Source organism: Stenotrophomonas sp. YJH_SMC_135, from assembly GCF_059372355.1.
The window spans coordinates 814,624-835,075 of sequence record NZ_JCAFVN010000001.1; the positions used below are offsets into that span (position 1 = coordinate 814,624).

Genomic DNA, 20,452 nt, shown 5'->3' on the forward strand with positions numbered 1-20,452 from the left:
AGCGATCGTGGGGACGATCGGAAGCACCTGGCACGAGGGGCTGCAACAGACGCAATGACCTGGAATCCGCACCAGTGTTCCGCCTGCTGCAGGCACTGAAAGGCTGGCGAAAGGCCTGCGCCGGCGTTGCCTGAACCGCACGCGTGCTGTGACCTTTTTCGGACCATTTCTCCATGTTCGCTCCACAATCGCACGGTAGCCTTCATGCTCCTTCTACACGTTGGCGGGCTGGTGGTCAGGCGTATCACTTCAGTGGCAGTGCCCAGGACGGGGCGCGGACTCTCCCTGCAGGCAGTGCTGCGACCCGGCGCGCTGCTCGCAAGTCTCGCATTGGCGGGCTGCATGTCGGTGCCGGTTCCGGATCTGCCTGATCGCACGCCCTGCACCTGGACCCAGGTGCCGCAGGGCCAGGGCGTGGCGGTGGACGCCAAGCAGTGGTGGAAAGTGTTGTCCGACCCAGCGCTGGATGGATTGGTCGATCAGGCCATCGCCGGCAACCTCGACCTGCAGCAGGCCACGCTGCGCCTGCAGGCCGTGCGGATTGTCGCCGGCACGTCCGATTCGCGCTTCCTGCCGGAAATCACGGCCAGCGCCAAGCAGGTGCAGGATGCCGCTGCGGTCGACACCTACTTCCACGCGGGTATCGAAGCGATCTGGGACCTGGGCCTGTTCGGCGCCGCCGAGAGCGCGCAGTTGAGTGCACAGGCGTCGGCCGGCAATGCCGAGGCGCTGCGTGGTGCCGCGCAGGTCGCGGTGATCGCCGACGTGGTGCGCAGCTATCTGGATCTGACCGTGGCGCAGGCCCAGCAGGACCTGTTGGCCCGCCAGCAGGCGGTGGACGATCGCGGCGAACAGTTGGCTCTGGTACGCCAGCGCCTGCGCCTTGATGAGCCCGGCGAACTTGATCGCCTGCGTGTACGTCAGGCCGCCACCCGCGCGGCCACGGCGCAGGCACGGGAAAACGCGGACAACGCGGCCCGTGCGTTGGCTTTGCTGCTGGGACGCGATGGCCCGGACCTGGCCTGGCGTGCCTATCGCACGCCGCCGACGCTGGGTGCCTTCTCGCTGCAGCAGGTCCCGGCCGATCTGCTGCGCCATCGGCCGCAGATCCTGCTGGCCGAATCGGAGGTGATGCAGGCTGCTGCCAGCAAGGGTTCGGCACGCGCCGCGATGTATCCGCGTGTCAGCCTCGGTGGCTCCATCCTGTACGCCTACAACCTCACCCAGAACGCCCGCTCCAATTCCGATTCGAGCCCGTCGATCGGCCCGTACATCGATATTCCGCTGTGGGACTGGGGCCAGCGCCGCGCACGCTTCCATGCCGATGAAAAGCAGCTGGATGCCGCCTTGCTGGGTTACCGCAAGGCGGTGCTGGAAGGCGTGAGCGAAGTGGAAGGCGCGCTCGGCAGCCTGGCGCGCCAGGACAGCAGCATCCAGTCGCTGCGCGCGGCCGATGATGCCGCCGGGCAACAGGTCAAGCGGCAGGCGCGGCAGGTGCAGCTGGGCCTGTCCAGCGAATTCGACGGGCTTGATGGGCAGCGTGCGGCACTCGCCGCGCAGGCCGACCTGATCGGTGCACAGGGTGCGCGCGTGCTGGCCTTTGCGTCGCTCTACCGCGCCCTCGGTGGAGCTCCGTTGCCTGTCGAGGGTGAGGGCGAATCGCAATGATCGCGCTGGCCCGCAAGACCCTGGCCTATGAGTGGCGCCGGTTCCTGCCGGTGGTGCTGGCGATGTGCTTCGCCGGTGTGCTGTTGATCGTGCAGGCGGCACTGGTGCTGGGCATCTTCGGTACCGCTGCGATCTACGTGAAAGCGTCCTCGGCCGACATCTGGGCCGGTTTCCCCGGCACCCAGAGCGTCAATTACGGCCATGCGATCGGCGCGGACGTCGAAAGCCACCTGCGCATGGACCCGGATGTCACCCGCGTCGAGCCCTACGAGTGGGTCGATGGCGAATGGCGCTCGGGTGCGCAGGGTACCGGCAACGTGTCGGTGTACCTGTCCGGCATCTCCACCGGCGATGACGCAATGATGTTCGCGCGCATCCTGCCTGCCGGCCTGCGCGCGCAGCTGCGCGAGCCGGGGGCGGTGATCGTCGACAGCGCCGACCTGGATACGCTGGGCGTGGACCTGCAGAACAACCGTGCATGGATCAACGGCAAGGCGGTGCGCGTGGTCGCCGCGCAACCCGGCCTGCGTGGCCTCGGTGGCGTCAACGTGCTGGCCTCGCTGGATACCGCGCGTGCCATCGCCAGTACCGATCCGCACGAGGGTAGTACCTATTTCGTGGCGGGCCTGCGCTCGCCGGACCTGGCCGACCGCGTGCGCGACCGCCTCGCTGCGTCGATGGGCCAAGCCACGCCGGTCGAGTTCTGGACCGCGCCGGCGTTCGCCAGCCGTTCGCAGCAGTACTGGTTGTTTGACACCGGCGCCGGCATCGCGGTGCTGTTCATGGCCGTCATCGTCTGCTTCGTCGGCGCGGTGATCACCAACCAGTCGTTCGCCTCGGTGGTGGCTGGTTCGGTGCGCGAGTACGCCACGCTCAACGCGCTCGGCGCAGGTCGCTACGCGCTGGCACGGGTGGTATTCGAGCAGGCATTGCTGATCGGTGGCGTGGGCATGTTGCTGGCGGCGGCGTTCAGTACCGTCGTGCTGTTGATCGCACAGTCCCAGCGCGTGCCGGTGCAGCTGACGCCGATGGTCATCATCGGCTGCGTGGCGCTGGTCGCGGTGATGGCCATGCTGTCAAGCATCATGGCGGTACGCAGTGTGGTCCGCTCCGATCCATCGTTGCTGCTGCGTTGAGGACCGGCCGATGACCTCCAAACATGCCGTCGCCCCCACGTTGCAGGCCGACGCACTGGAAAAAGGCTTCATGTCCGGCGATATGCAGGTGCCGGTGCTGCGCGGCCTGTCGCTGGACATCTATCCGGGCGAGTTGACCCTGGTCTCGGGCCCTTCGGGGTGCGGCAAGAGCACGCTGCTGTCGCTGCTGTCCGGCCTGTCCGCGCCGGATGGCGGTCGCGTGCACGCGCTGGGCCAGGACGTGGGCCACATGACCCGCGGCGAGGTGGAGCGCTTCCGCCTGCACCATGTCGGCTTCGTGTTCCAGGGCTTCAACCTGTTCCCGGCACTGACTGCGCTGGAGCAGGTGCAGCTGCCGCTGGGCTACCGCGGCATGCGCAATCGCGAAAGCGAGCCGCTGGCGCGCAAGGCGCTGGAAGAAGTGGGCCTCAGCCACCGCAGCCACATGCGCCCGGCGCAGCTGTCCGGCGGTGAGAAGCAGCGTGTGGCCGTCGCCCGTGCCTTCGCCAAGTCGCCGACGCTGATCTTCGCCGACGAACCCACCAGCGCGCTGGACGCCGAGAACGGCCAGCGCGTGATCGACATCCTGCACCGCTACGCACGTGCGCATGGCGCCACCGTGCTGTGCGTGAGCCACGATCCGCGCCTGATCCGGCATGCCGATCGGGTGATCGCCATGGAAGACGGCATGGTCCGTGATGACCGCCGCCAGAACGAAACCGTAGAGTCCGCCCCATGACCAAGACGTCGCACCTGCTTCCCCTCAGCCTGGCCCTGTCCGCGGCACTGCTGCTCGGCGCCTGTTCCAGGGACGCGCCCGCCCAGGCACCTGCAGGTAAAGCCAGCACTGCCACCGCCGGCAAGGTTGCGGTGGCGCGCGGCATCATCGATGTCGAGGGTGGCCTGATCGCGCTGGCGCCGCCGGTGGATGGTTCGATCACCGCCGCGTTGGTGAAGGAGGGCGCCACGGTGAAGAAGGGGCAGCTTCTGCTGTCGCTGGACGGTGCGCTGCTGCAGCAGGAAGTGGCGATGGCCACCGCTGATCTCGCACTGGCCAATGACCGCCTGAAGGGCAGCCAGGCGCAGCTGCGCGAACTGGAGCGCAATGCCACCCGCCTGTCCACGGGTGCGAGCGAAGGCGTGTCGTCCAACCAGCAGGCCGATGCGGCCAAGCAGCAGCTGGCTGGCGTACGCGCCGATGTCGACGTGGCCGGTGCGCAGGTCGACATGGCCCAGCACAAGCTGGAACACGCCAGGCTGAAACTGCAGCAGATGTCGCTGAGCGCGCCGGAAGCCGGCACCGTGGTCGGCCAGGTGCCGGGCCTGGGTGCCTTCGTGCAGGCCGGCAAGCCGGCGATCTCGCTGCTGCCGGCACGCCCGCTGCAGGTGCGTGCCGAACTCAGTGCCGCCTATGCCGATGCGGTGCAGGTAGGCATGAAGGCGACGGTGGTACCGGACAGCGATGGTGCCGAGAACACCGGCACGCTGCCGACCGCACGCGTGGTACGCATCAGCCCGGTGTTCGCGCAGGCTCGCCTGCCTGAAGACGCGGGGCGTGGCGTGGCCAAGGTGGTGGAGTGCGTGCTGGAGTTCGATGGCGAGGCCAAGGCGCGCTTCGGCCAGCATGTGCGGGTGGAGTTCCGGAAGTAGGCCTAGTGCTGCAACGGGGGCGCATCCGCGCGCCCTCGACGCCTGAACGCCCGCCACGCGCTCACCGCCGACACCATGCACAGCGCCAGCAGCAGGCCCACGTCCAACAGCAGCAGCCACAGCAGATGCATGCCTTGTACCGGCGGCTGATGCATCGCCGACAGCATCCACGGCACGGACCACAGCAGCAGAAGGGCGAAGGCGATCAGCAGGCGCAGCCACAGGCGTTTCAGTCTCCACGGCCGCACGATCAAGGCGGCTACCACCAGTTCGACGGTGCCCAGCAACGCGAAGACGATGACGGTGCTGGTCGGGTAGGGCAGTTCGGCGCCTTCCAGGTGGTGCAGCAGCCAGTAGTCCGGAGTGAAGCCGGCATTGACCAGTGCGGCGATCAGCGCCAGCCAGGTCAGCGCGACCAGCAGCCAGAACAGGCGGATGTAACGTCTAGGCATCGGTGGTGTCCGTGGTGTAGCGGGAGGTTGCCCGCGACGAATAGCGCAGGCTTGCGGCGATTGCGGCCAGTGCCAGCAGGCCAGGTCCAACGGTGAAGTACACCAGGCGCAGCGGATGGTCGTGCATCAGCGTCCAGCTGGCGAACGCCAGCGGCGCCGCCAGCACCAGCAGCTTGGCGAACAATGGCCGCAACACTGCGATCAGCAGTTGGGCGCCAATGAACATCCAGAACAGATGGAACTGGGCGATGCCCAGGCCGATGTCACGATGTGAAGCAAAACCGAAATGGTCGCGATACCAGTTCATTCCCATCGGCATCAGCGCCCAGTACAGCAGGGCCACCAGCAGATGCAGCAGCAGGGCGATCAACAGAGGCGTGCCGCGAAGGAGCATGGGCGCATGGGGCCGGGCGGGGCAGCGTACCCCACTGCGGACGCCCGTGACCGCATGATGTGAAGACTGTTGACGGCGTGAAGGAATTTGGACACAATAGCGCTCCTTCGACGCAGGTCGAACGGAATCTGCGGGAATAGCTCAGTTGGTAGAGCGCAACCTTGCCAAGGTTGAGGTCGCGAGTTCGAGTCTCGTTTCCCGCTCCAGATTCTACAGGGCCCCGGTAGGGGCCTTGTTTTTCTCCCGCCACGGCAAGGCGGGGCACGTTGAGCCGCAAGGCTTTGCGCGCAGTCAGAAAGGTGAAATCGCTGGTGTGTTTTCCGGATTTCCGGTAGCATGTCGGCTTACGCGGGAATAGCTCAGTTGGTAGAGCGCAACCTTGCCAAGGTTGAGGTCGCGAGTTCGAGTCTCGTTTCCCGCTCCATGTTCCGACAGGCCCCATCATGGGGTTTTGTCTTGTCAGGGTTCCGTTCCTGGCGCGCAGTACGTTGGCCTCATGGCAGAGTGGCTATGCACCGGATTGCAAATCCGTTTACAGCGGTTCGATTCCGCTTGAGGCCTCCAATTGAAAAGCCCTGACTCCGGTCAGGGCTTTTTTGTTGGCTACGATTGCTTTCCCGCTTGCGCGATCGTTGCGCGGCCTGGCGGCCAGTCATGGCGGATCCGGTGGCGCTACACTGGTCTGATGAACCAGATTGATCACTTCCGCGGCGCCTTGCTCGGCCTCGCGTGCGGCGATGCCGTCGGTACCACGCTGGAGTTCAAGCCTCGTGGCAGCTTCACCCCGATCACCGACATGGTGGGTGGTGGGCCGTTCCAACTGCAGCCGGGGCAATGGACCGACGATACCTCCATGGCGATGTGCCTGGCCGAGAGCCTGGTGCGTTGTGACACCTTCGATGTGCACGATCAGATGAACCGCTACGCCAACTGGTACCGGCATGGGTACTGGAGTGCGACCGGCGAGTGCTTCGATATCGGTATGGCAACGCGGGCTGCGATCGACCGGTTCCTGCAGGATGGCCATCCGCTGGCGGGTAGTGACGACCCACGCAGCGCTGGCAATGGCTCGATCATGCGTTTGGCGCCGGTGGCATTGCGCTACGCCGGGACCCCCGACCTGCAGGCAATGGCCGAGCTGAGTTCGCGAACGACGCACGCTGCGCAGGAGTGCCTGGAGGCGTGCCGCTTGCTGGCGGTCGCGCTGGAGCGGGCGTTGGCAGGTGGCACCCGTGACGCGGTGCTGGATCTCAGCAATGTCCCCGTCGAGAGCGCGCGGCTGCAGCAGATCGCGGCGGGCGGCTACCGCGGTGCCGCGCGTGAGCAGATCCGTGGCAATGGCTATGTTGTCGACAGTGTCGAAGCTGCACTCTGGTGCTTTGATCGCCACGACACCTTTGAAGCCGTCGTACTCGAGGCGGCCAATCTTGGCGAGGACGCCGACACCACGGCCGCCATCGCGGGGCAGCTGGCGGGCGCATTCCATGGTGCGCGCGGAATCCCCGGGCGGTGGTTGCAGCGGCTGGCCCTGCGTGCCGAAATCCAGGCGCTGGCCGATGCGCTGCACGCCTTGAACCAGGGCAGCGACCGCGCTGCGTGAGTCGGGTTCCCTGCCTGTGAACTGCGCCTGCAGGACGCTCCCTGCCGTCGCCATTTCCGACGCCGCGAGGGAAACCGTGCGGCAGCTCGCATGCCGCGGCCGCCAGTCTCAGCCGGCCACGACATGGAAAGGCGCTATGGTCAGGTTCCACGTCTCAGGGAGCCGCAATGGCGAGCAAGGACATCACGCGTCGCTTCAGCCACGGAGCGAAACGGAAATGAGCAAAGTCATGGCAGATGTGCGTTGGCTGACCTTTCGCTTGAAGAACGGGCAATCCATCGGGCCGGAGCGGCTGAAGGACGGATGGGTGATTGCCTCGGAAACCGCCCGCTGCGAGGTCCGCCGCGAGCATATCGAGGGATCGGGCCTGGTGTATGCGCTGTATGCGCCGGCCAGCCTGGCCTCACCGCGGCGCGCGGAAATGCGCATGCGCGAATTCCTGATGAGCTCGGGCTACACCTTCACAATGGGCACGCTGGGCGGCTGACTGGGCCCGTCATGGTTGCGCTCGCACGGTCAGCGCCTGGCCCTGCATGCCGATCGGGCGGCGTCCATCGTGCAGCACCATGCCGGTCAGGCCGAGGCCTTGGCGGCTGAACGACACACGCCACCCGAGCAGCCCCTTCCGGCACGGTGGTGATGCGTTGCGGCACGCGGTGGACTCAGCGTTGCACTGCTTTCAAGGCGTCGACCACCTGTGCCCCAGAAAAACCACAATGTCCTTCGCCCACTGGCGGCAACACGCGTGGCAGCGGGCGTGCGCCAGCCCGTGCGGCCAATTGCGGATACGCCGTCTGCATGTGCGGCACGATGGTCGGGTCGTTGTGGTTGAACTGGATCACCAGCGGTCGCTTCAGTGCGCCGGTGATTGCCAGCGAGTTGCGGACATGCGCCTGTGCCGCAGGCACGGGATCGATGCGCTGAACACCGGCATTGAATGCGGCGTCGTCACCGAATCCGCTGTACACCACCCCCAGGTTGCCGACCGGCATGCCGCCGCTGCGCGTGGCCAGTTCGTGCAGCACCAGCGCGTGCAGGCTGATGGTGCCGGCCAGTGCATCAGGGGACACCTGCAGCCGCCGCGCCAGCACTGCGGCGTGCGACGGATCACGTTGCAGGGCATTGGCGATGCCCTGGTACAACTCGCCCTGTGGCAGCGCGGCGGCTTCGCGCGATACCAGGCCGGCGGGCGGCAGCCCATCGGCCTTGGGGAAGAAGTAATCGAATGCGACCAGCGTGGTCAGCAGATCGGTCGCGATCTGTTCGCCACCGAGATTGGCGCCGCACAGCGACACGCCACCGGCGTAGTGCTGCGGGAAGCGCTCGAGGCTGCCGATGGTCACGGCGCCGCCCATCGAGAATCCCAGCATCCAGGTGTGGCGGACATGCTTGAGTTCACCCACTGCCTGCTGGCGCAGGCGTTCCATGTCGGTGATCGCATCGGCCACCGCCCAGCCCTGGCTGGCATAGGCGCTCTGCGCGACGGCGTAACCTGCTGCCAGCAGTGGCGCGGTGCTGTCATTGGCCGCCATGGGTGCGGTGCGTGGCATGCCGACCGGTTCGTAGCCATGGGCCAGCATCACCAAGTCGCCGTTCCAGCTGGCCGGAACATCCAGCCGCCACGGTGCGCCCTGCAGCTCGCCGCTGAGCGTGCGCGGTGCCGGCGGTGGTGCAGCCAGCGATGCCATCCAAGGCAGCAGGCAGAGGGCAAGCGCACATCGAAACAAGGTTCGCATCGGGGTCATTCCATGCGGGAATGGCGCCGAGCATAGATCCCCGCACAACCTTGCGCGCGCTGCAGTGCCGCAGGGCATTGCCGGTCGGCGGTGCTGCGCTCTACGCTGGCGGCATGGCTCTGCACAGCATCGCGTCGATTATCCGCATTCCCCACGGGAAGGCGGGGTAGCGCGCGGTCATCACGGCCAAGCAACCTGCCCGGGAAGGCGGGTCGCATGCAGCGCTCTCCCGGGTAATGAATCCACCAAGGAGAATGCAGATGCACGACCTTTCATCGAACGACCCTGCACCTGGTGTGCGGCAAGATCGGTGCCGGCAAATCCACCCTGTCGCAGCAGCTGGCGTTGAAGCCGCGCCACGTATTGATCAGCGAAGACACTTGGCTGGCGGCGCTGTATCCGGGCGAAATCCATTCCATTGCCGACTATCTGCAGCGTGCAGCCACGTTGCGCAATGTGCTGGCCGATCATCTGCGCACATTGCTGCGCATGGGCGTCTCGGTGGTGCTCGATTTCCCTTTCAACACGCCGGCCGCGCGGGCATGGGCGCGCGAGCTGTTCGAGCCGGAGGGAGCCGCGCACCAGCTGCATTTCCTGGATGTTGCCGACGAGCTCTGCAAGGCGCGGCTGCGTGCGCGCAATGCGCGCGGTGAGCATCCGTTCCAGGCCAGCGATGAGGAGTTCGCACAGATCACCCGCCACTTCGTTGCACCGGCCGCGGAAGAGGGCTTTGCGGTGATGCGCTACACCGAGGCAGGCTCGGCATAGCGCGGTCAGTTCAGTCGACGAAGGCCGGCTTGCCCTCGGTTGCGGTCTGCACCAGCGTCCTGCGGAAGGTCTCGACCAGCGGGCGCAGGTTGATGCGGTGCCAGGCCGCCCACAGCGGTGTGCGGTAGCTGAACCACGGCAGCTCGCGCAGTACCACGCCCTGCGGTGCCTGGTGGTCCAGGCTGCGCTGCAGGGTGGTCAGGCCCAGCCCAGCAGCGACCAGACCGAGTGCGGCCAGCGGCTCGGTCGCCTCCATGGCGATGGTCGGGGTGAAGCCGGCCTTCGCGCAGGCGGCGATGAAGGTGTCATGGCGCAGCGCGCTTTCCTTGTGCATCACGCCGATCCATTGCTGGCTGGCCAGATCCTCTGGCGTGATGGTCTCTGCGCTGGCCAATGGGTGGCCGGCCGGCAGCGCCAGCAGCATTGGATCGTTCAGCACCTGCGTGGCCTCCAGGTCCGGATCGTCGAACGCGGGGGGTTCGCAGACCAGGGCGATGTCCAGGCTGCGTTGCCGCAGGCCTTCCAGCTGCGTGTCCGACTGCTGGTTGTACAGCGCGATGTGTACGGCAGGACGGTCGCCACGCAGTTCGCGCAGGGCGGCGGGCAATACGCCGGAGTGCATCGCGTACTCCAGGTAGCCGATGCACAGGCCGCCCTCGTCGCCGCGGCCGAGCCGGCGTGCCAGCGATTCCAGCCGGTTGGCGTGGGTCAACAGGGCGCGTGCCTCGGCCAGGAAGGTGCGGCCATCGGCGGTCAGCCGGATGCGCTGCTGCGAGCGTTCGAACAGCTGCAGTTCCAGCCGTTCCTCCAGCTGCGCGATCTGCCGGCTGAGCGGGGATTGGGAGATGTGAAGGCGCTCGGCAGCGCGGCCGACGTGTTCATCCTCGGCGACGGCCACGAAATAGCGCAGTTGGCGGAGATCGAGCATAAGACCGTCCGGGACTCAAGATGGACAAATTATGTCTTGGACAGTCTTATTGGGCAAGCCTAGCCTATGCCTCAACCTCAACAACGTCCCCAAGGGGAACCCCATGAGCATCAACACTCTGCTGGCTGGCAAGGCCCTCGGCTTCGGTACCGCGCCGCTGGGCAACATGTTCCGTGACATCCCGGAAGCCGAGGCCCAGGCCACCGTGGACGCGGCCTGGGAACAGGGCACCCGCTACTTCGATACCGCCCCGTTCTACGGCGCCGGCCTGGCCGAGATCCGGCTCGGCGACGCGCTGGCCAAGCGCAACCGCGACGACTTCGTGCTCAGCACCAAGGTCGGCCGCCTGATCCTGGACGAAGTGGAAGACACCAGCGCCCGCGATCTTGGCGAGAAGGGCGGCCTGTTCGTCGCCGGCCGCCCCAACAAGCTGGTCAATGACTACTCGGCCGATGCCACCCTGCGTTCGATCGATGACAGCCTCACGCGCCTGAAGACCGACCGTCTCGATATCGTCTGGGTGCACGACATCGCCCAGGATTTCTACGGCGATGAGTGGCTGTCGTACTTCGAGACCGCACGCCGCGGCGCCTTCAAGGTGCTGACCCGCCTGCGCGAGGAGGGCGTGATCAAGGCCTGGGGCCTGGGCGTCAACCGTGTCGAGCCGATCGAGCTGACCCTGGATCTGGACGAAGCCCGTCCGGACGGCTTCCTGCTGGCCGGCCGCTACTCGCTGCTCGACCACGAGCGTGCGCTGCAGCGGGTGATGCCGAAGGCGGCCGAACGCAACACCGGCATCGTGGTCGGCGGTCCGTACAGCTCCGGCGTGCTGGCCGGTGGCAGCCACTTCGAGTACCAGAAGGCGTCGCCTGAGATCCTTGCCAGGGTCGAGCGCATCAAGGCCGTCGCGGCCGAGTACGGCATCAGCATCAAGGCGGCCGCCCTGCAGTTCTCGCTGGCCAACCCGGCAGTGGCAGCGGTGATTCCGGGCGCCAGCCGTCCCGAGCGCATCGCCGAAGACGACGCCGCACTGAAGGAAATCACCCCGGCCGGGTTCTGGCAGGAACTGCGCGCCCAGGGCCTGGTTGCGGCCAACGCCCCGCTGCCGATCGACAACATCTGAGTCACGAAGGAGACCTTCCCATGGCAACTGCTTCTGTATCCATCACCGTGCCGACCCCGGCCGACCAGGTCTGGGACCTCATCGGCGGCTTCGATTCGCTGCCCGACTGGCTTCCGTACATTCCCCAGAGCACGCTCAGCGATGGCGGTCGCGTGCGCCACCTGGCCAATCCCGACGGCGATGCCATCGTCGAGCGCCTGGAAGCCTTCGACCAGGCCGATCGCAGCTACACCTACTCGATCCTGCAGGCGCCGTTCCCGGTTACCGGCTATCGCTCCACGCTGCGTGTGGTCGAGCAGGGCGGCGGTTCGCGGATCGACTGGTCCGGTGAGTTCACTCCGATGGGCGTCAGCAACGAAGAAGCGTCCGCGCTGTTCGAGGGTATCTACCGCGATGGCCTGAAGGCGCTGGAAACCACGCTGGCCGGGTGAATGTCCGTGTGGTGTTGACCGTATGCAGGCGCCCCGGCCAGTCCGGGGCGCTTGTATTTCAGTGGGTGGGTGATGGTCCACCGCAGGCAACGCGATGCATCGGGAAGTCCAGGGCCTGTTTCGGGTTGTCCTGCGCGACCTCGATGCGCGCATGCGCGCGCTGTTCATCGAGGCGTCGATAGCGGATGCGCTGCGGGAAGTCGTTGGCCGGGTTCTCGAATACTGCCTCGTTGGCATCGACGCGGGTGGCGTTGAAGTCCGTGGCGTTCTGGCCGGAGGGCAGGGAGGTCAGCACCAGGCGGCCGTCGTCATGCTGGCGCAGCTGCATGAACTCGAAACCCACGGTGCGGCCGTCACGCAGGCTGCGGCTGCTGCCCAACAGGGTGTTTCCAGCCAGGGTGGACCACTGCTCGCCGGCGCCGGCCGGCTGGCCATCAAGCTGCCAGCAACCGGCCAGCCACGCCAGGTGGTCGATCTTCGAGGACGGAGCGGCCAGGGCGTGCGGGGCCACGAGCAGCAGTGGCAACAGGGCCAGGGCGATGCGGATCGACATCAGTGCCTCCATGCGCGGGGATGTGCGGCCTGTATAGCGTTCGACGGATCACTCAGCCAGTGCCGCCCCCTCAACCGCCGAATCCGATACGATCTGTCGCATTGAGTTCGTCTCGCTTGATCCGGAGTCCCGTCATGGTCGACCGTCTCGCCATTCTGCTGGAACGTTTTTCGGTCACCGCCTCGGTGTTCCATGCCGGCGCGCTGTGCGGCATCAACACGCTGGACGGCGAGGATGAAGCCGGGCAGTTGCACCTGGTGCGACGTGGCCCGCTGCAGGTCAGCCACGGCCAGCAGACCGTGCAGGTCGAGGTGCCGAGCCTGCTGCTGTACCCGCGGCCGATGCCGCATCGGTTCAGCACCGATCCGCAGCACGGCGCCGACATGGCCTGCGCCAACCTGCATTTCGAGGGTGGACGGCTCAACCCGATCAGCGCCGCATTGCCCGATTTCATCTGCCTGCCGCTGGCCGATCTGTACGGCGGCAACGCAGCGCTGGAACTGCTGTTCGAGGAAGCCTTCGAGCAGCGCTGCGGGCGTGCGGCGATGGTCAACCGGCTGTTCGAGGTGGTGATGATCCAGGTGCTGCGGCAGCTGATGGAAGGGGGCGAGATGCGTGGCGGCCTGTTTGCCGGGCTGGGGCATCCGCGGCTGCGGCTGGCGCTGGTGGCGATGCATGAGGCGCCCGCACAGTCCTGGACCCTGGAAGACCTGGCCGAGGTCGCCGGCATGTCACGCAGCGTGTTTGCTGCCAGTTTCCGTGAGGCGATGGGCACCACGCCCGGTCAATACCTGCAGGGCTGGCGGGTGGGCCTGGCGCAGCAGGCACTGCGCCAGGGCAGACCGCTCAAGCGGATTGCCGACGATGTGGGGTACGGCAGCGAAGCCGCGCTGTCGCGCGCATTCAAGGCGCACACCGGGCAGTCGCCGCGCGAGTGGCGTGGGCAGGCCCGCGCCGGCGCCGCCTGAGCCTCAGCCCAGCACCAGCCGGGCCAGTTTCATGCCACCGAACAGGCCGACCAGGCCCAGTGCCACCGAACCGCCGGCGTACAACGCTGCCAGGCCGTGCTGGCCGCGCTGCAGCAGCACGCCGATTTCCAGCGCATAGGTGGAGAACGTGGTGTAGCCGCCGAGAACGCCGGTGGCCAGCAGCAGGCGCAGCTGCGGCGAGGCGCCATTGCGCAGGGCGAAGGCTTCGACCAGCACGCCCATCAGCAGCGCGCCGCTGATGTTGATCAGGAAGGTCGACCATGGCCACGGGCTGCCGACTGCCACCCGCGCACCGATCAGGTTGCAGGCATGGCGAAGGCAGGCGCCGAGCCCTCCGCCGATGAAGACCAGCAAGTAGTTGTTCAATGCGTGCATCACGTGCCTCGGGTACGGGTTCGCTGATTCGATGGCGAACGCCGAGGGCAGGCACGGCCTGCCATCGACGAACGCCGGTTCGTCCTGGCAGGAGCCATCAGCCCTTTCAGGCGGTTATCGGGGGAGCCCCATCCCCATCGGCGACCATGCTACCAGCGGTAGCGCATTCACGTCATCGAGGTCGTCAGCACCCGGATGACCTTGCTGCGGCTGAAGCCGTCCATCAGCAGTTCGAAGGCCAGCAGGTCCAGGGCCGCGTGGCGGCGATGGTCGATCTCCAGGCCCTTCTCTTCCACCAGATGGCTGACCAGTTCGTAGGCGTCCTGCCAGACATCCAAATGGGCCTGGCTGGGGATATAGGTATTGCCCCGCTCACCGACGCCAAGCCCGCTCACGCCATACAGCAGTTCACGCGCGTCCAGCTTGGCCGCATCGGCGATGCGGAACAGCTGTTCGGCCTTCACATGGGCGGGGCTGACGTGGTCGTTGAGCCAGTTGCTGATGGTTGCCGTCGTCGAATCGGCGGCGCGGGCCAGATCGGCCGGGCGAGGGTGCCCGGCTTTCTTCATGGCAATGGCGAGTCGTTGGCCGAGAGTATTCATCTATGCAAGCCAGCTTAACGCGTGGATCGCAAAGATCCCTTGTTCCAAGAATAAGTCTGGTTAACAGAAGGACCGACCGTGACCGAATTCTGGAGCAAGGGGCAGGTGCGCACCCGGCTGGGTTTCCGCACCGATGCCGAACTGGCGCGCTTCTTTGGCATAAGCCGATCTGCAGTGTCGCAATGGCCCAAGGATTTCCCGATTCCTGCGTTACGCCAATACATCCTGCATCAGCGCTATCCCAACCTGTTCCCGGCAACTGAAGCCACGCAGGGCGAATAAGCCTCAACTGCGCCGCCTTTTGTCGCATATAGCACTCTAAGTGCCATTTGCTAAGTATGCTTAGCAACATAGGAAACTTCGATGGAACGGGGTCGGGCTATCGATGAGGCCTACCAGGGCAGAGGCTGGAGGAATCGGGTAGGTTGTCGGCTCCGGCCCATCCGGGAAGCCTGTCATCCCGTATGTGGTTTCGTGAACGATTAATAATTTCGATCACGAAAGTCGCTGCATGTAATTGACCTGTCGTGAAATCTATGACTAATTGGCATCAACCGGGCGTGAAGCCCGGGAGTCTTTCAGTAGCTCGCAAGTGAGTCGGTAGACCGTCAACGATGCAGAACAAGTCCAACGGAGGTCGTATGGAATACGGCATGCATGGCTTGGCTGAACGGGTACGCCGCGAACTGGAAGCCAGTTATCACAAACACGGATGCGGTCCGGCGTTCTGGGATACCTACCAGCAGGTGCTGGACCGCCTGGTCCCGCAGGGGACCGAGCGTACCGAAGTCACCAATGAAATGGCGCTGATCATCGAACAGCTCGGCATCGTCCGACGTGCGCAGCTGGTGCCGCCGCACGCCAATGGGCCGCGTTGACCCGTTGATTCAAAGCAGGCGCCAGGCGCCACAGGCCAACAGCGCCAGCAGCATCGACAGCAGTGCCAGGGTCCGCGGTCGCCACCATTGCCGCGGTTGCCCGGCCATGGCCTGCGGACTGCAGTAGCGCACCAGCCCCGGGCCGAAACCGGCCTGGTGCTGCTGCCGCGAGCAGGCGTCCAGGCAGGCGCCGCAGGCCAGGCAATCGGCCTGCGGTCCCTGGCGGATGTCCAGCTGCATCGGGCAGGCGCTGACACACGCGGCGCAGTCGGTGCAGTCGCCCAGGCGATCGGCGCTGAAGGTGGGCATCGGTCCGGCCAGCAGCGGATGTGCGGCGCGGAACACGTAGTCCTGTGCGGTGGTCGGGTCGAGCAGGCCGCGTCCGCGTCCGAGCACGCCCCCCATGCCCGGAGGGCGCATGCCGCGCGGTTCGCCGCGGCGCGCGTCGTACAGCATGCGTGGCGTATGTGGATCGATCAGCAGTGGTTGCATGCGCGCGAACGGGCACAGCGAACGGCACACCTGCTCGCGCAGGAAGCCGGCATTGCCCCAGGTGGCGGCGGCATAGAACAGCACCCAGAATGTTTCCCAGCCGCTCCAGCCGGCATGCGGCGCGGCGGCCAGCAGTCCGGCGATCGGGCTGAACAGGCCGACGAAGGTGATGCCAGTCCACAGCGACAGCAGCCCCCACGCGGCCTGGGTGGCCGGGCGCACGGCTGGCACTGGCAAGACCTTGGCCATGCCGTGCGCGATCCAGTCGAAGGCACGACGCCACAGCGTCTGCGGGCAGGCATGACCGCACCAGATGCGGCCGGCGAGGTGGGTGAGCAGCGCAAGGCCCACCGCCAGCACCGCCAGCAACCCGATCAGCACGCCGACATCGCCGGGCCACAACCTCCAGCCGAACAGGTCGAAGCGCCGTGCGTTGATGTCCAGCAGCAGGGCCTGGTGTCCATTCCAGCGCAGCCATGGCAGGGCATAGAACAGGACCAGCAAGAGCGCGCTGAGCGCGCCGCGCCAACGCCAGGGGCGTGGGGTTCCGGTTCCGGTACAGGGCGTACTCATCCCAGCGGCAGCTCGTCGTCGTCATCGCTCGGCAGGGGCCGCTGCAGGTACCAGGTGACTGCGCTGGAAAGTGCGGTCACCGACCAGAACATGAAGAATCCTGCCGTATAGCCCAGTTCACGGCTGATCGCCGTGCCCGGGAAGCTGATCGCCTGCAACCGCAGCGGGTCGACGAAGGCGAAGAACACCACGCTGGCCAGGCCGGCAGCGATGAAGCTGGGCCAGAGGATGGCGCCCCAGTGCTGGATCAGCTGCTGGCGGCGGCTGGGAGAGGGTCTGTTCATGCTGTCCCGGATCGGAATGAGGGCGGCGCGTATACTCCGCCGAGGCCGGCGCAGCGTCCGCAGGGCATGCTTCCTGCAATCGTGGCAGCCTAGGTGCAGCGGACTGCGCCGACATTGATCTGGATCAACGGCGGTGCCGGCCGGCTGCGGCACACTGCCGGCACGCTTTGGGTACCCCCGATGAACGCAATACCGCCACCTGTCCTGCCCGTCGCCTCGCCCGGGCTGTGCACCGAGCAGGAAGTGTCCCGCCTGGTCCACGACTTCTATGCGCGCGTGCGCGAGGAAGAGCGGTTGGGGCCGGTGTTCCAGGCGCATGTCCACGACTGGCCGGAACATCTGGCGCAGCTGGTCGATTTCTGGTCGGCGATGCTGCGCGGCACGCGCCGCTTCAAGGGCTCGCCGATGTCCAAGCACATGGCCATCGAGCTGGACAAGGACTTGTTCGATCGCTGGCTGGTGCTGTTCCGGATCACCACCGCCGAGTGCGGCAACCCGCCGATGCAGGAGCTGGCCAACGACGTCGCCGCGCGCATCGGTGACACCTTCTGGAAGCGCTACCAGATGCTGCGCTGGCCGCAGGTGGGTCTGCCGGTGCTGGGAATCCCCACCCGCGATTGATCTGGGTCAAGGCGGTCATGGCCGTCCGGCGCGATGCTGGCGGCATGGACACGTTCTCTCCCGCCGCCGGTGGCCTGGCCTGGACCTTCGACCCCGACCTGCTGCGCCGGCATGACCGGCCGGGGCCGCGCTACACCTCGTATCCGACCGCGCCGCACTTCCACGATGGCTTCGACGCGCCGGCGCTGCGCCAGGCGATCGCCGACAGCAACCAGCTGGCGCGCGCGCTGTCGCTGTACGTGCATGTGCCGTTCTGCTCCAGCCCCTGCTTCTACTGCGGCTGCAACCGGGTGATCACCCGCGACCGCGGTCGGGGCCACAGCTACGTCGCGCGCGTGCTGGCCGAGGCCGACCTGCTGGCGCCGCAGTTCGAGGACGGCCGTGAGGTCATCCAGCTGCATCTGGGCGGTGGTACGCCGAACTTCCTCGAGGCCGAGGCGATGACCACGCTGGTGGAGGGGCTGCGCCGGCGCTTCGATTTCAGCGATTCGCCGCAGCGCGATTTCTCGATCGAACTCGATCCGCGCTTCATCGATACCCGCGATGTCGCCATGCTGGCGCGGCTGGGCTTCAACCGGGCCAGCCTGGGCGTGCAGGATTTCGATCCGCATGTGCAGGAATCGATCAACCGCATACAGGGCGTGCAGCAGACGCTGGACATCCTGCATGCCTGCCGCGACAGCGGCATGCGCTCTGTCAACGTCGACCTGATCTATGGGCTGCCTGGACAGAGCCTGCAGGGATTCGGCCGCACCCTGGAACGAGTGCTGGCATTGCGACCGGATCGCCTGGCGGTGTATGGCTACGCACACCTGCCACACCTGTTCCGCGCGCAGAAGCAGATCGACGAGCGCCGGTTGCCTTCACCGGAAGACAAGCTGGCGCTGCTGGGCCTGGCGGTGGAGAAGCTTTCTGCTGCGGGTTACCAGTACATCGGCATGGACCATTTCGCACTGCCGGAAGAAGACCTGTCACGCGCGCAGCGTGCCGGCCAGCTGCATCGCAACTTCATGGGCTATACCACCCACGCCGATACCGACCTGCTCGGCCTGGGTGTGAGTGCGATCAGTCATATCGGTGCCACCTACAGCCAGAATCCGCGTGACCTGCCGTCGTGGGAGGACGCGGTGGACCAGGGCCAGCTGCCGGTCTGGCGCGGCGTGGCACTGAGCGCCGACGACCAGCTGCGCGCTGAACTCATCCAGCAGCTGATGTGCCAGGGCGAGGTGGACGGTGCCGTGCTGGGCCAGCGCCATGGCGTCGATTTCGAGCAGTACTTCGCCGAGGACCTGCGTTCGGTGCAGCGGTTGCAGGAAGACGGCCTGGCCGAATACCGCGACGGTGTGGTGCGCGCCAGCGAGCCGGGTCGGCCGCTGCTGCGGCTGCTGGCGATGTGTTTCGACCCCTACCTGCGCGCGGCGCATGAGCAGCCGCGTTACTCGCGTGCAATCTAAGGTGTACTCGCGCAGCGCGGTTGGTGCCCGGAGCCGGAATCGAACCGGCATGGGGTTGCCCCCGGCGGATTTTAAGTCACAGTGGCTATCGTAAGCTGTTGATTGAAATAGGCATCTGCATAGCTCAAATATCGCCTTCTGCCATTGCTGCTGCACAGGTTCTGCACAGCGATAAGTAGCGAATCTGGAAGCCAAATAGCAAGTTGGCGCGGCTTAGGAATCTTATCCTTTCTTATCGAGATCGCATAAGTTCACGCCATCCTTCGAATCGCCTCTGACAGGTGTTCCGGCGACAGGTGAGCATAGCGCCGGGTCATCGCTATAGAGCTGTGCCCAAGCACCTCGGACACCGTGTGCAGCGGCACCCCAGCCTGGACAAGCCAGGAGGCACAGGTGTGCCTCAAATCGTGCCAGCGGACGTGCTGCAGGCCACACGCCTCACGCGCCTTGGCCCACGAATCCCGGACCTGATCGTCTGACGCGCCAAGCGGAAGCCTCGCCGCAATTGCCTCCACCTTCGGGTGCAGAGGCACTAGCTGAAGCGTCCGCGTCTTGCTGGTTCGGTCAAGGTGGATGAGCCCGCCGCGTACATCATGGGCGGTCAGGCGCAACAGGTGCCCGCGACGGATGCCGGTATATGCCGCCAGCAGCACGTAGTCACCAGCCGCAACATTTGGGCAAGCCCGTGCCAGTGCCTCCACCTGCTCGGTGGTCAGGAACGTCTCTCGCGGCTTCTCAGGCAGCAAGCCAATTGCCGCTGGGCGCTCCAGCCAACCCCACTCACGCCACGCCATCCGGCTGATTTGGCGCAGAATGCGTCCCTTGTGATTGACCGTTGCAGGGGCCTTCCCAATCTCGGCCGCTTTGATCTCGGCCCATACCTGGGCAACCTCCTTCATCTTCCTGCCGGACAAGTAAGGCATCAGCGCTCGGACATGGGCCATCGTTTTGTTCTTGGACCGCAGGCGAGGGACGTGGTCCGTTAGGAACTTCTCCACGCCCTCCGATATCAATCTTTCTGGCTCCCGACCAGCCGCAGCGTCCTTGAGCGCGGCGAGGTATTTCCGTTCGTACTCTTTCGCGTCTTTGAACGACCAGAGTCGAGAAGTCTTGCGATGCGTTCTTCCACCGTGTCCGACTGTAACTTGATAGTGGCCGTTGGCACGCTTAGTGACTGGCATTGGGTCTTTACCTTGCACTTGCCCAGCCATACGGCCAGGTCTACGGGATGGATGCGGTCAGACTTTGGCCCTTGGCCTAGCCGACAGGCGGCTAGCTCGCCCATGTCGATGGCTCGCCGAAGTGTCCGAGGGTGACAGGCACATTGTTCTGCGGCCTGAGCGATGGTCATCAGCTTCTCAGCGGCGCTCATTTCATTGCCTCCAGAACATGATCTTCCCAAGTCATGGATGGCCGACTATTGAAATACGACTTCAGGTGGGTTGCTCCAACGCAAGGCCTATCAAATCGCTTGCACTTCGGAACGCTGCCCTCCTCATAGAGCGACCTTGCAGCATCCCCGCAAGCCGACTGGAAGTCATAAATTCCACATGAACAACGGCCACATGGCATGTGATAGTCGTTACCGTGTGCCATGTGATCCCCCTGACCAACCGTCTACCTTAAGGGGGACGGTTGACCGTTTCTCTCCAAGCCTCGGCATCGCCGCCTTGGAGGCGGCAATACGCGCGGGGTCGGTGTCAGCCTCTCGCATGCTTTCGGTTGAGTTACCCCCCATAAGGTAG

Annotated in this window: 24 protein-coding genes, 3 tRNA genes and 1 riboswitch; of the genes, 17 read left to right on the forward strand and 10 right to left on the reverse strand. The window is 65.8% G+C overall.

Annotated elements, in window-relative coordinates:
• Nucleotides 1–204 precede the first annotated feature (204 nt).
• From AC5P98_RS04055 to AC5P98_RS04070, 4 genes are read left to right on the forward strand one after another with little or no spacing between them, the layout of a single operon-like run.
• The gene (locus tag AC5P98_RS04055; protein ID WP_049419512.1) at nt 205–1,668 is read left to right on the forward strand and encodes a TolC family protein; all 1,464 of its coding nucleotides are present in this window, start codon (nt 205–207) and stop codon (nt 1,666–1,668) included.
• Entirely contained in the window at nt 1,665–2,804 is a 1,140-nt protein-coding gene (locus AC5P98_RS04060) for an ABC transporter permease (RefSeq protein ID WP_049404603.1), read from the forward strand. The genes AC5P98_RS04055 and AC5P98_RS04060 overlap by 4 nt, the downstream gene beginning before the upstream one ends.
• A gap of 10 nt (nt 2,805–2,814) precedes the next feature.
• Nucleotides 2,815–3,543 (forward strand): ABC transporter ATP-binding protein, encoded by a 729-nt coding sequence (locus tag AC5P98_RS04065; protein WP_049404602.1) that lies wholly within the window; start codon nt 2,815–2,817, stop codon nt 3,541–3,543.
• On the forward strand, nt 3,540–4,454 hold the full coding sequence (locus AC5P98_RS04070; RefSeq protein WP_049404600.1) for an HlyD family secretion protein: 915 nt from the start codon (nt 3,540–3,542) through the stop codon (nt 4,452–4,454). The genes AC5P98_RS04065 and AC5P98_RS04070 overlap by 4 nt, the downstream gene beginning before the upstream one ends.
• A 2-nt stretch (nt 4,455–4,456) precedes the next feature.
• On the opposite strand, the gene AC5P98_RS04075 is transcribed toward AC5P98_RS04070, so the two are convergent.
• Nucleotides 4,457–4,906 carry a hypothetical protein gene (locus AC5P98_RS04075; RefSeq protein WP_014646638.1) on the reverse strand — a complete coding sequence of 150 codons (450 nt, stop codon included), beginning with the start codon at nt 4,904–4,906 and terminating at the stop codon, nt 4,457–4,459.
• Nucleotides 4,899–5,300, reverse strand: a complete 402-nt coding sequence (locus tag AC5P98_RS04080; protein ID WP_049404598.1) for a hypothetical protein — start codon at nt 5,298–5,300, stop codon at nt 4,899–4,901. Before AC5P98_RS04080 ends, AC5P98_RS04075 begins: the two co-directional genes overlap by 8 nt.
• A 130-nt stretch (nt 5,301–5,430) precedes the next feature.
• Here AC5P98_RS04080 and AC5P98_RS04085 point away from each other — a divergent pair.
• The 5 genes from AC5P98_RS04085 to AC5P98_RS04105 all read left to right on the forward strand — a co-directional run bounded on the left by AC5P98_RS04085 (nt 5,431) and on the right by AC5P98_RS04105 (nt 7,387).
• A tRNA-Gly gene (locus AC5P98_RS04085) sits at nt 5,431–5,506 on the forward strand.
• 142 nt (nt 5,507–5,648) lie between these two features.
• Nucleotides 5,649–5,724, forward strand: a tRNA-Gly gene (locus tag AC5P98_RS04090).
• Between the two features lie 66 nt (nt 5,725–5,790).
• Nucleotides 5,791–5,864, forward strand: a tRNA-Cys gene (locus tag AC5P98_RS04095).
• A gap of 121 nt (nt 5,865–5,985) precedes the next feature.
• Complete coding sequence (locus AC5P98_RS04100) at nt 5,986–6,900, forward strand: ADP-ribosylglycohydrolase family protein (RefSeq protein ID WP_014646667.1); 915 nt, start codon at nt 5,986–5,988, stop codon at nt 6,898–6,900.
• Nucleotides 6,901–7,117: 217 nt separating this feature from the next.
• Entirely contained in the window at nt 7,118–7,387 is a 270-nt protein-coding gene (locus AC5P98_RS04105; protein ID WP_032959304.1) for a hypothetical protein, read from the forward strand.
• Nucleotides 7,388–7,562: 175 nt separating this feature from the next.
• Here AC5P98_RS04105 and AC5P98_RS04110 read toward each other — a convergent pair whose 3' ends face one another.
• The gene (locus AC5P98_RS04110; RefSeq protein ID WP_049404310.1) at nt 7,563–8,636 is read right to left on the reverse strand and encodes an alpha/beta hydrolase family protein; all 1,074 of its coding nucleotides are present in this window, start codon (nt 8,634–8,636) and stop codon (nt 7,563–7,565) included.
• 294 nt (nt 8,637–8,930) lie between these two features.
• On the opposite strand from AC5P98_RS04110, the gene AC5P98_RS04115 reads away from it, so the two are divergent.
• The gene (locus AC5P98_RS04115; protein WP_234413140.1) at nt 8,931–9,404 is read left to right on the forward strand and encodes a P-loop nucleotide/nucleoside kinase family protein; all 474 of its coding nucleotides are present in this window, start codon (nt 8,931–8,933) and stop codon (nt 9,402–9,404) included.
• 10 nt (nt 9,405–9,414) lie between these two features.
• Here AC5P98_RS04115 and AC5P98_RS04120 read toward each other — a convergent pair whose 3' ends face one another.
• Entirely contained in the window at nt 9,415–10,332 is a 918-nt protein-coding gene (locus AC5P98_RS04120) for a LysR family transcriptional regulator (protein WP_049404314.1), read from the reverse strand.
• Nucleotides 10,333–10,435: 103 nt separating this feature from the next.
• On the opposite strand from AC5P98_RS04120, the gene AC5P98_RS04125 reads away from it, so the two are divergent.
• Together AC5P98_RS04125 and AC5P98_RS04130 are read left to right on the forward strand one after the other, a co-directional pair.
• A complete protein-coding gene (locus AC5P98_RS04125; protein WP_049404317.1) occupies nt 10,436–11,455 on the forward strand; it encodes an aldo/keto reductase in 1,020 nt (339 codons plus the stop codon).
• Between the two features lie 20 nt (nt 11,456–11,475).
• Complete coding sequence (locus AC5P98_RS04130) at nt 11,476–11,886, forward strand: SRPBCC family protein (RefSeq protein WP_032959298.1); 411 nt, start codon at nt 11,476–11,478, stop codon at nt 11,884–11,886.
• Nucleotides 11,887–11,944: 58 nt separating this feature from the next.
• Here AC5P98_RS04130 and AC5P98_RS04135 read toward each other — a convergent pair whose 3' ends face one another.
• A complete protein-coding gene (locus tag AC5P98_RS04135; protein ID WP_049404319.1) occupies nt 11,945–12,439 on the reverse strand; it encodes a DUF6265 family protein in 495 nt (164 codons plus the stop codon).
• A gap of 134 nt (nt 12,440–12,573) precedes the next feature.
• Here AC5P98_RS04135 and AC5P98_RS04140 point away from each other — a divergent pair, with 134 nt between their 5' ends.
• Nucleotides 12,574–13,407 carry an AraC family transcriptional regulator gene (locus AC5P98_RS04140; RefSeq protein ID WP_032959295.1) on the forward strand — a complete coding sequence of 278 codons (834 nt, stop codon included), beginning with the start codon at nt 12,574–12,576 and terminating at the stop codon, nt 13,405–13,407.
• A gap of 3 nt (nt 13,408–13,410) precedes the next feature.
• Here AC5P98_RS04140 and crcB read toward each other — a convergent pair whose 3' ends face one another.
• Nucleotides 13,411–13,803: a fluoride efflux transporter CrcB gene (crcB, locus tag AC5P98_RS04145; protein WP_049404321.1), complete on the reverse strand. Its 393-nt coding sequence runs from the start codon at nt 13,801–13,803 to the stop codon at nt 13,411–13,413.
• A gap of 81 nt (nt 13,804–13,884) precedes the next feature.
• A riboswitch (Fluoride riboswitch) is annotated at nt 13,885–13,948 on the reverse strand.
• A gap of 22 nt (nt 13,949–13,970) precedes the next feature.
• Nucleotides 13,971–14,372, reverse strand: coding sequence for a helix-turn-helix domain-containing protein (locus AC5P98_RS04150; protein ID WP_005415999.1), 402 nt, complete (start codon nt 14,370–14,372; stop codon nt 13,971–13,973).
• A 111-nt stretch (nt 14,373–14,483) separates the two neighbouring features.
• On the opposite strand from AC5P98_RS04150, the gene AC5P98_RS04155 reads away from it, so the two are divergent.
• Nucleotides 14,484–14,687 (forward strand): helix-turn-helix domain-containing protein, encoded by a 204-nt coding sequence (locus AC5P98_RS04155; protein ID WP_014646673.1) that lies wholly within the window; start codon nt 14,484–14,486, stop codon nt 14,685–14,687.
• 359 nt (nt 14,688–15,046) lie between these two features.
• Nucleotides 15,047–15,283 (forward strand): hypothetical protein, encoded by a 237-nt coding sequence (locus AC5P98_RS04160; protein ID WP_005416001.1) that lies wholly within the window; start codon nt 15,047–15,049, stop codon nt 15,281–15,283.
• 9 nt (nt 15,284–15,292) lie between these two features.
• On the opposite strand, the gene AC5P98_RS04165 is transcribed toward AC5P98_RS04160, so the two are convergent.
• Both AC5P98_RS04165 and AC5P98_RS04170 read right to left on the reverse strand, forming a co-directional pair.
• Nucleotides 15,293–16,348, reverse strand: a complete 1,056-nt coding sequence (locus tag AC5P98_RS04165; RefSeq protein ID WP_049404324.1) for a 4Fe-4S dicluster domain-containing protein — start codon at nt 16,346–16,348, stop codon at nt 15,293–15,295.
• Nucleotides 16,345–16,632, reverse strand: coding sequence for a hypothetical protein (locus AC5P98_RS04170; protein WP_032959293.1), 288 nt, complete (start codon nt 16,630–16,632; stop codon nt 16,345–16,347). Before AC5P98_RS04170 ends, AC5P98_RS04165 begins: the two co-directional genes overlap by 4 nt.
• Before the next feature lie 180 nt (nt 16,633–16,812).
• Between AC5P98_RS04170 and AC5P98_RS04175 the strand changes: the two genes are divergently transcribed.
• Nucleotides 16,813–17,253, forward strand: coding sequence for a group III truncated hemoglobin (locus tag AC5P98_RS04175; RefSeq protein ID WP_049404330.1), 441 nt, complete (start codon nt 16,813–16,815; stop codon nt 17,251–17,253).
• 44 nt (nt 17,254–17,297) lie between these two features.
• The gene (gene hemN, locus AC5P98_RS04180; protein ID WP_041864131.1) at nt 17,298–18,707 is read left to right on the forward strand and encodes an oxygen-independent coproporphyrinogen III oxidase; all 1,410 of its coding nucleotides are present in this window, start codon (nt 17,298–17,300) and stop codon (nt 18,705–18,707) included.
• 251 nt (nt 18,708–18,958) lie between these two features.
• Here hemN and AC5P98_RS04185 read toward each other — a convergent pair whose 3' ends face one another.
• Nucleotides 18,959–19,906: a tyrosine-type recombinase/integrase gene (locus AC5P98_RS04185; protein ID WP_495229855.1), complete on the reverse strand. Its 948-nt coding sequence runs from the start codon at nt 19,904–19,906 to the stop codon at nt 18,959–18,961.
• Nucleotides 19,907–20,452: the final 546 nt, after the last annotated feature.

Bases quoted from the DNA above. Each gene is read 5' to 3' on its own strand.
- AC5P98_RS04055 (WP_049419512.1), top strand. From the start codon at position 205: ATGCTCCTTCTACACGTTGGCGGGCTGGTGGTCAGGCGTATCACTTCA.
- AC5P98_RS04060 (WP_049404603.1), top strand. From the start codon at position 1,665: ATGATCGCGCTGGCCCGCAAGACCCTGGCCTATGAGTGGCGCCGGTTC.
- AC5P98_RS04065 (WP_049404602.1), top strand. From the start codon at position 2,815: ATGACCTCCAAACATGCCGTCGCCCCCACGTTGCAGGCCGACGCACTG.
- AC5P98_RS04070 (WP_049404600.1), top strand. From the start codon at position 3,540: ATGACCAAGACGTCGCACCTGCTTCCCCTCAGCCTGGCCCTGTCCGCG.
- AC5P98_RS04075 (WP_014646638.1), bottom strand. From the start codon at position 4,906: ATGCCTAGACGTTACATCCGCCTGTTCTGGCTGCTGGTCGCGCTGACC.
- AC5P98_RS04080 (WP_049404598.1), bottom strand. From the start codon at position 5,300: ATGCTCCTTCGCGGCACGCCTCTGTTGATCGCCCTGCTGCTGCATCTG.
- AC5P98_RS04100 (WP_014646667.1), top strand. From the start codon at position 5,986: ATGAACCAGATTGATCACTTCCGCGGCGCCTTGCTCGGCCTCGCGTGC.
- AC5P98_RS04105 (WP_032959304.1), top strand. From the start codon at position 7,118: ATGAGCAAAGTCATGGCAGATGTGCGTTGGCTGACCTTTCGCTTGAAG.
- AC5P98_RS04110 (WP_049404310.1), bottom strand. From the start codon at position 8,636: ATGCGAACCTTGTTTCGATGTGCGCTTGCCCTCTGCCTGCTGCCTTGG.
- AC5P98_RS04120 (WP_049404314.1), bottom strand. From the start codon at position 10,332: ATGCTCGATCTCCGCCAACTGCGCTATTTCGTGGCCGTCGCCGAGGAT.
- AC5P98_RS04125 (WP_049404317.1), top strand. From the start codon at position 10,436: ATGAGCATCAACACTCTGCTGGCTGGCAAGGCCCTCGGCTTCGGTACC.
- AC5P98_RS04130 (WP_032959298.1), top strand. From the start codon at position 11,476: ATGGCAACTGCTTCTGTATCCATCACCGTGCCGACCCCGGCCGACCAG.
- AC5P98_RS04135 (WP_049404319.1), bottom strand. From the start codon at position 12,439: ATGTCGATCCGCATCGCCCTGGCCCTGTTGCCACTGCTGCTCGTGGCC.
- AC5P98_RS04140 (WP_032959295.1), top strand. From the start codon at position 12,574: ATGGTCGACCGTCTCGCCATTCTGCTGGAACGTTTTTCGGTCACCGCC.
- crcB (WP_049404321.1), bottom strand. From the start codon at position 13,803: ATGCACGCATTGAACAACTACTTGCTGGTCTTCATCGGCGGAGGGCTC.
- AC5P98_RS04150 (WP_005415999.1), bottom strand. From the start codon at position 14,372: ATGAAGAAAGCCGGGCACCCTCGCCCGGCCGATCTGGCCCGCGCCGCC.
- AC5P98_RS04160 (WP_005416001.1), top strand. From the start codon at position 15,047: ATGGAATACGGCATGCATGGCTTGGCTGAACGGGTACGCCGCGAACTG.
- AC5P98_RS04165 (WP_049404324.1), bottom strand. From the start codon at position 16,348: ATGAGTACGCCCTGTACCGGAACCGGAACCCCACGCCCCTGGCGTTGG.
- AC5P98_RS04170 (WP_032959293.1), bottom strand. From the start codon at position 16,632: ATGAACAGACCCTCTCCCAGCCGCCGCCAGCAGCTGATCCAGCACTGG.
- AC5P98_RS04175 (WP_049404330.1), top strand. From the start codon at position 16,813: ATGAACGCAATACCGCCACCTGTCCTGCCCGTCGCCTCGCCCGGGCTG.
- hemN (WP_041864131.1), top strand. From the start codon at position 17,298: ATGGACACGTTCTCTCCCGCCGCCGGTGGCCTGGCCTGGACCTTCGAC.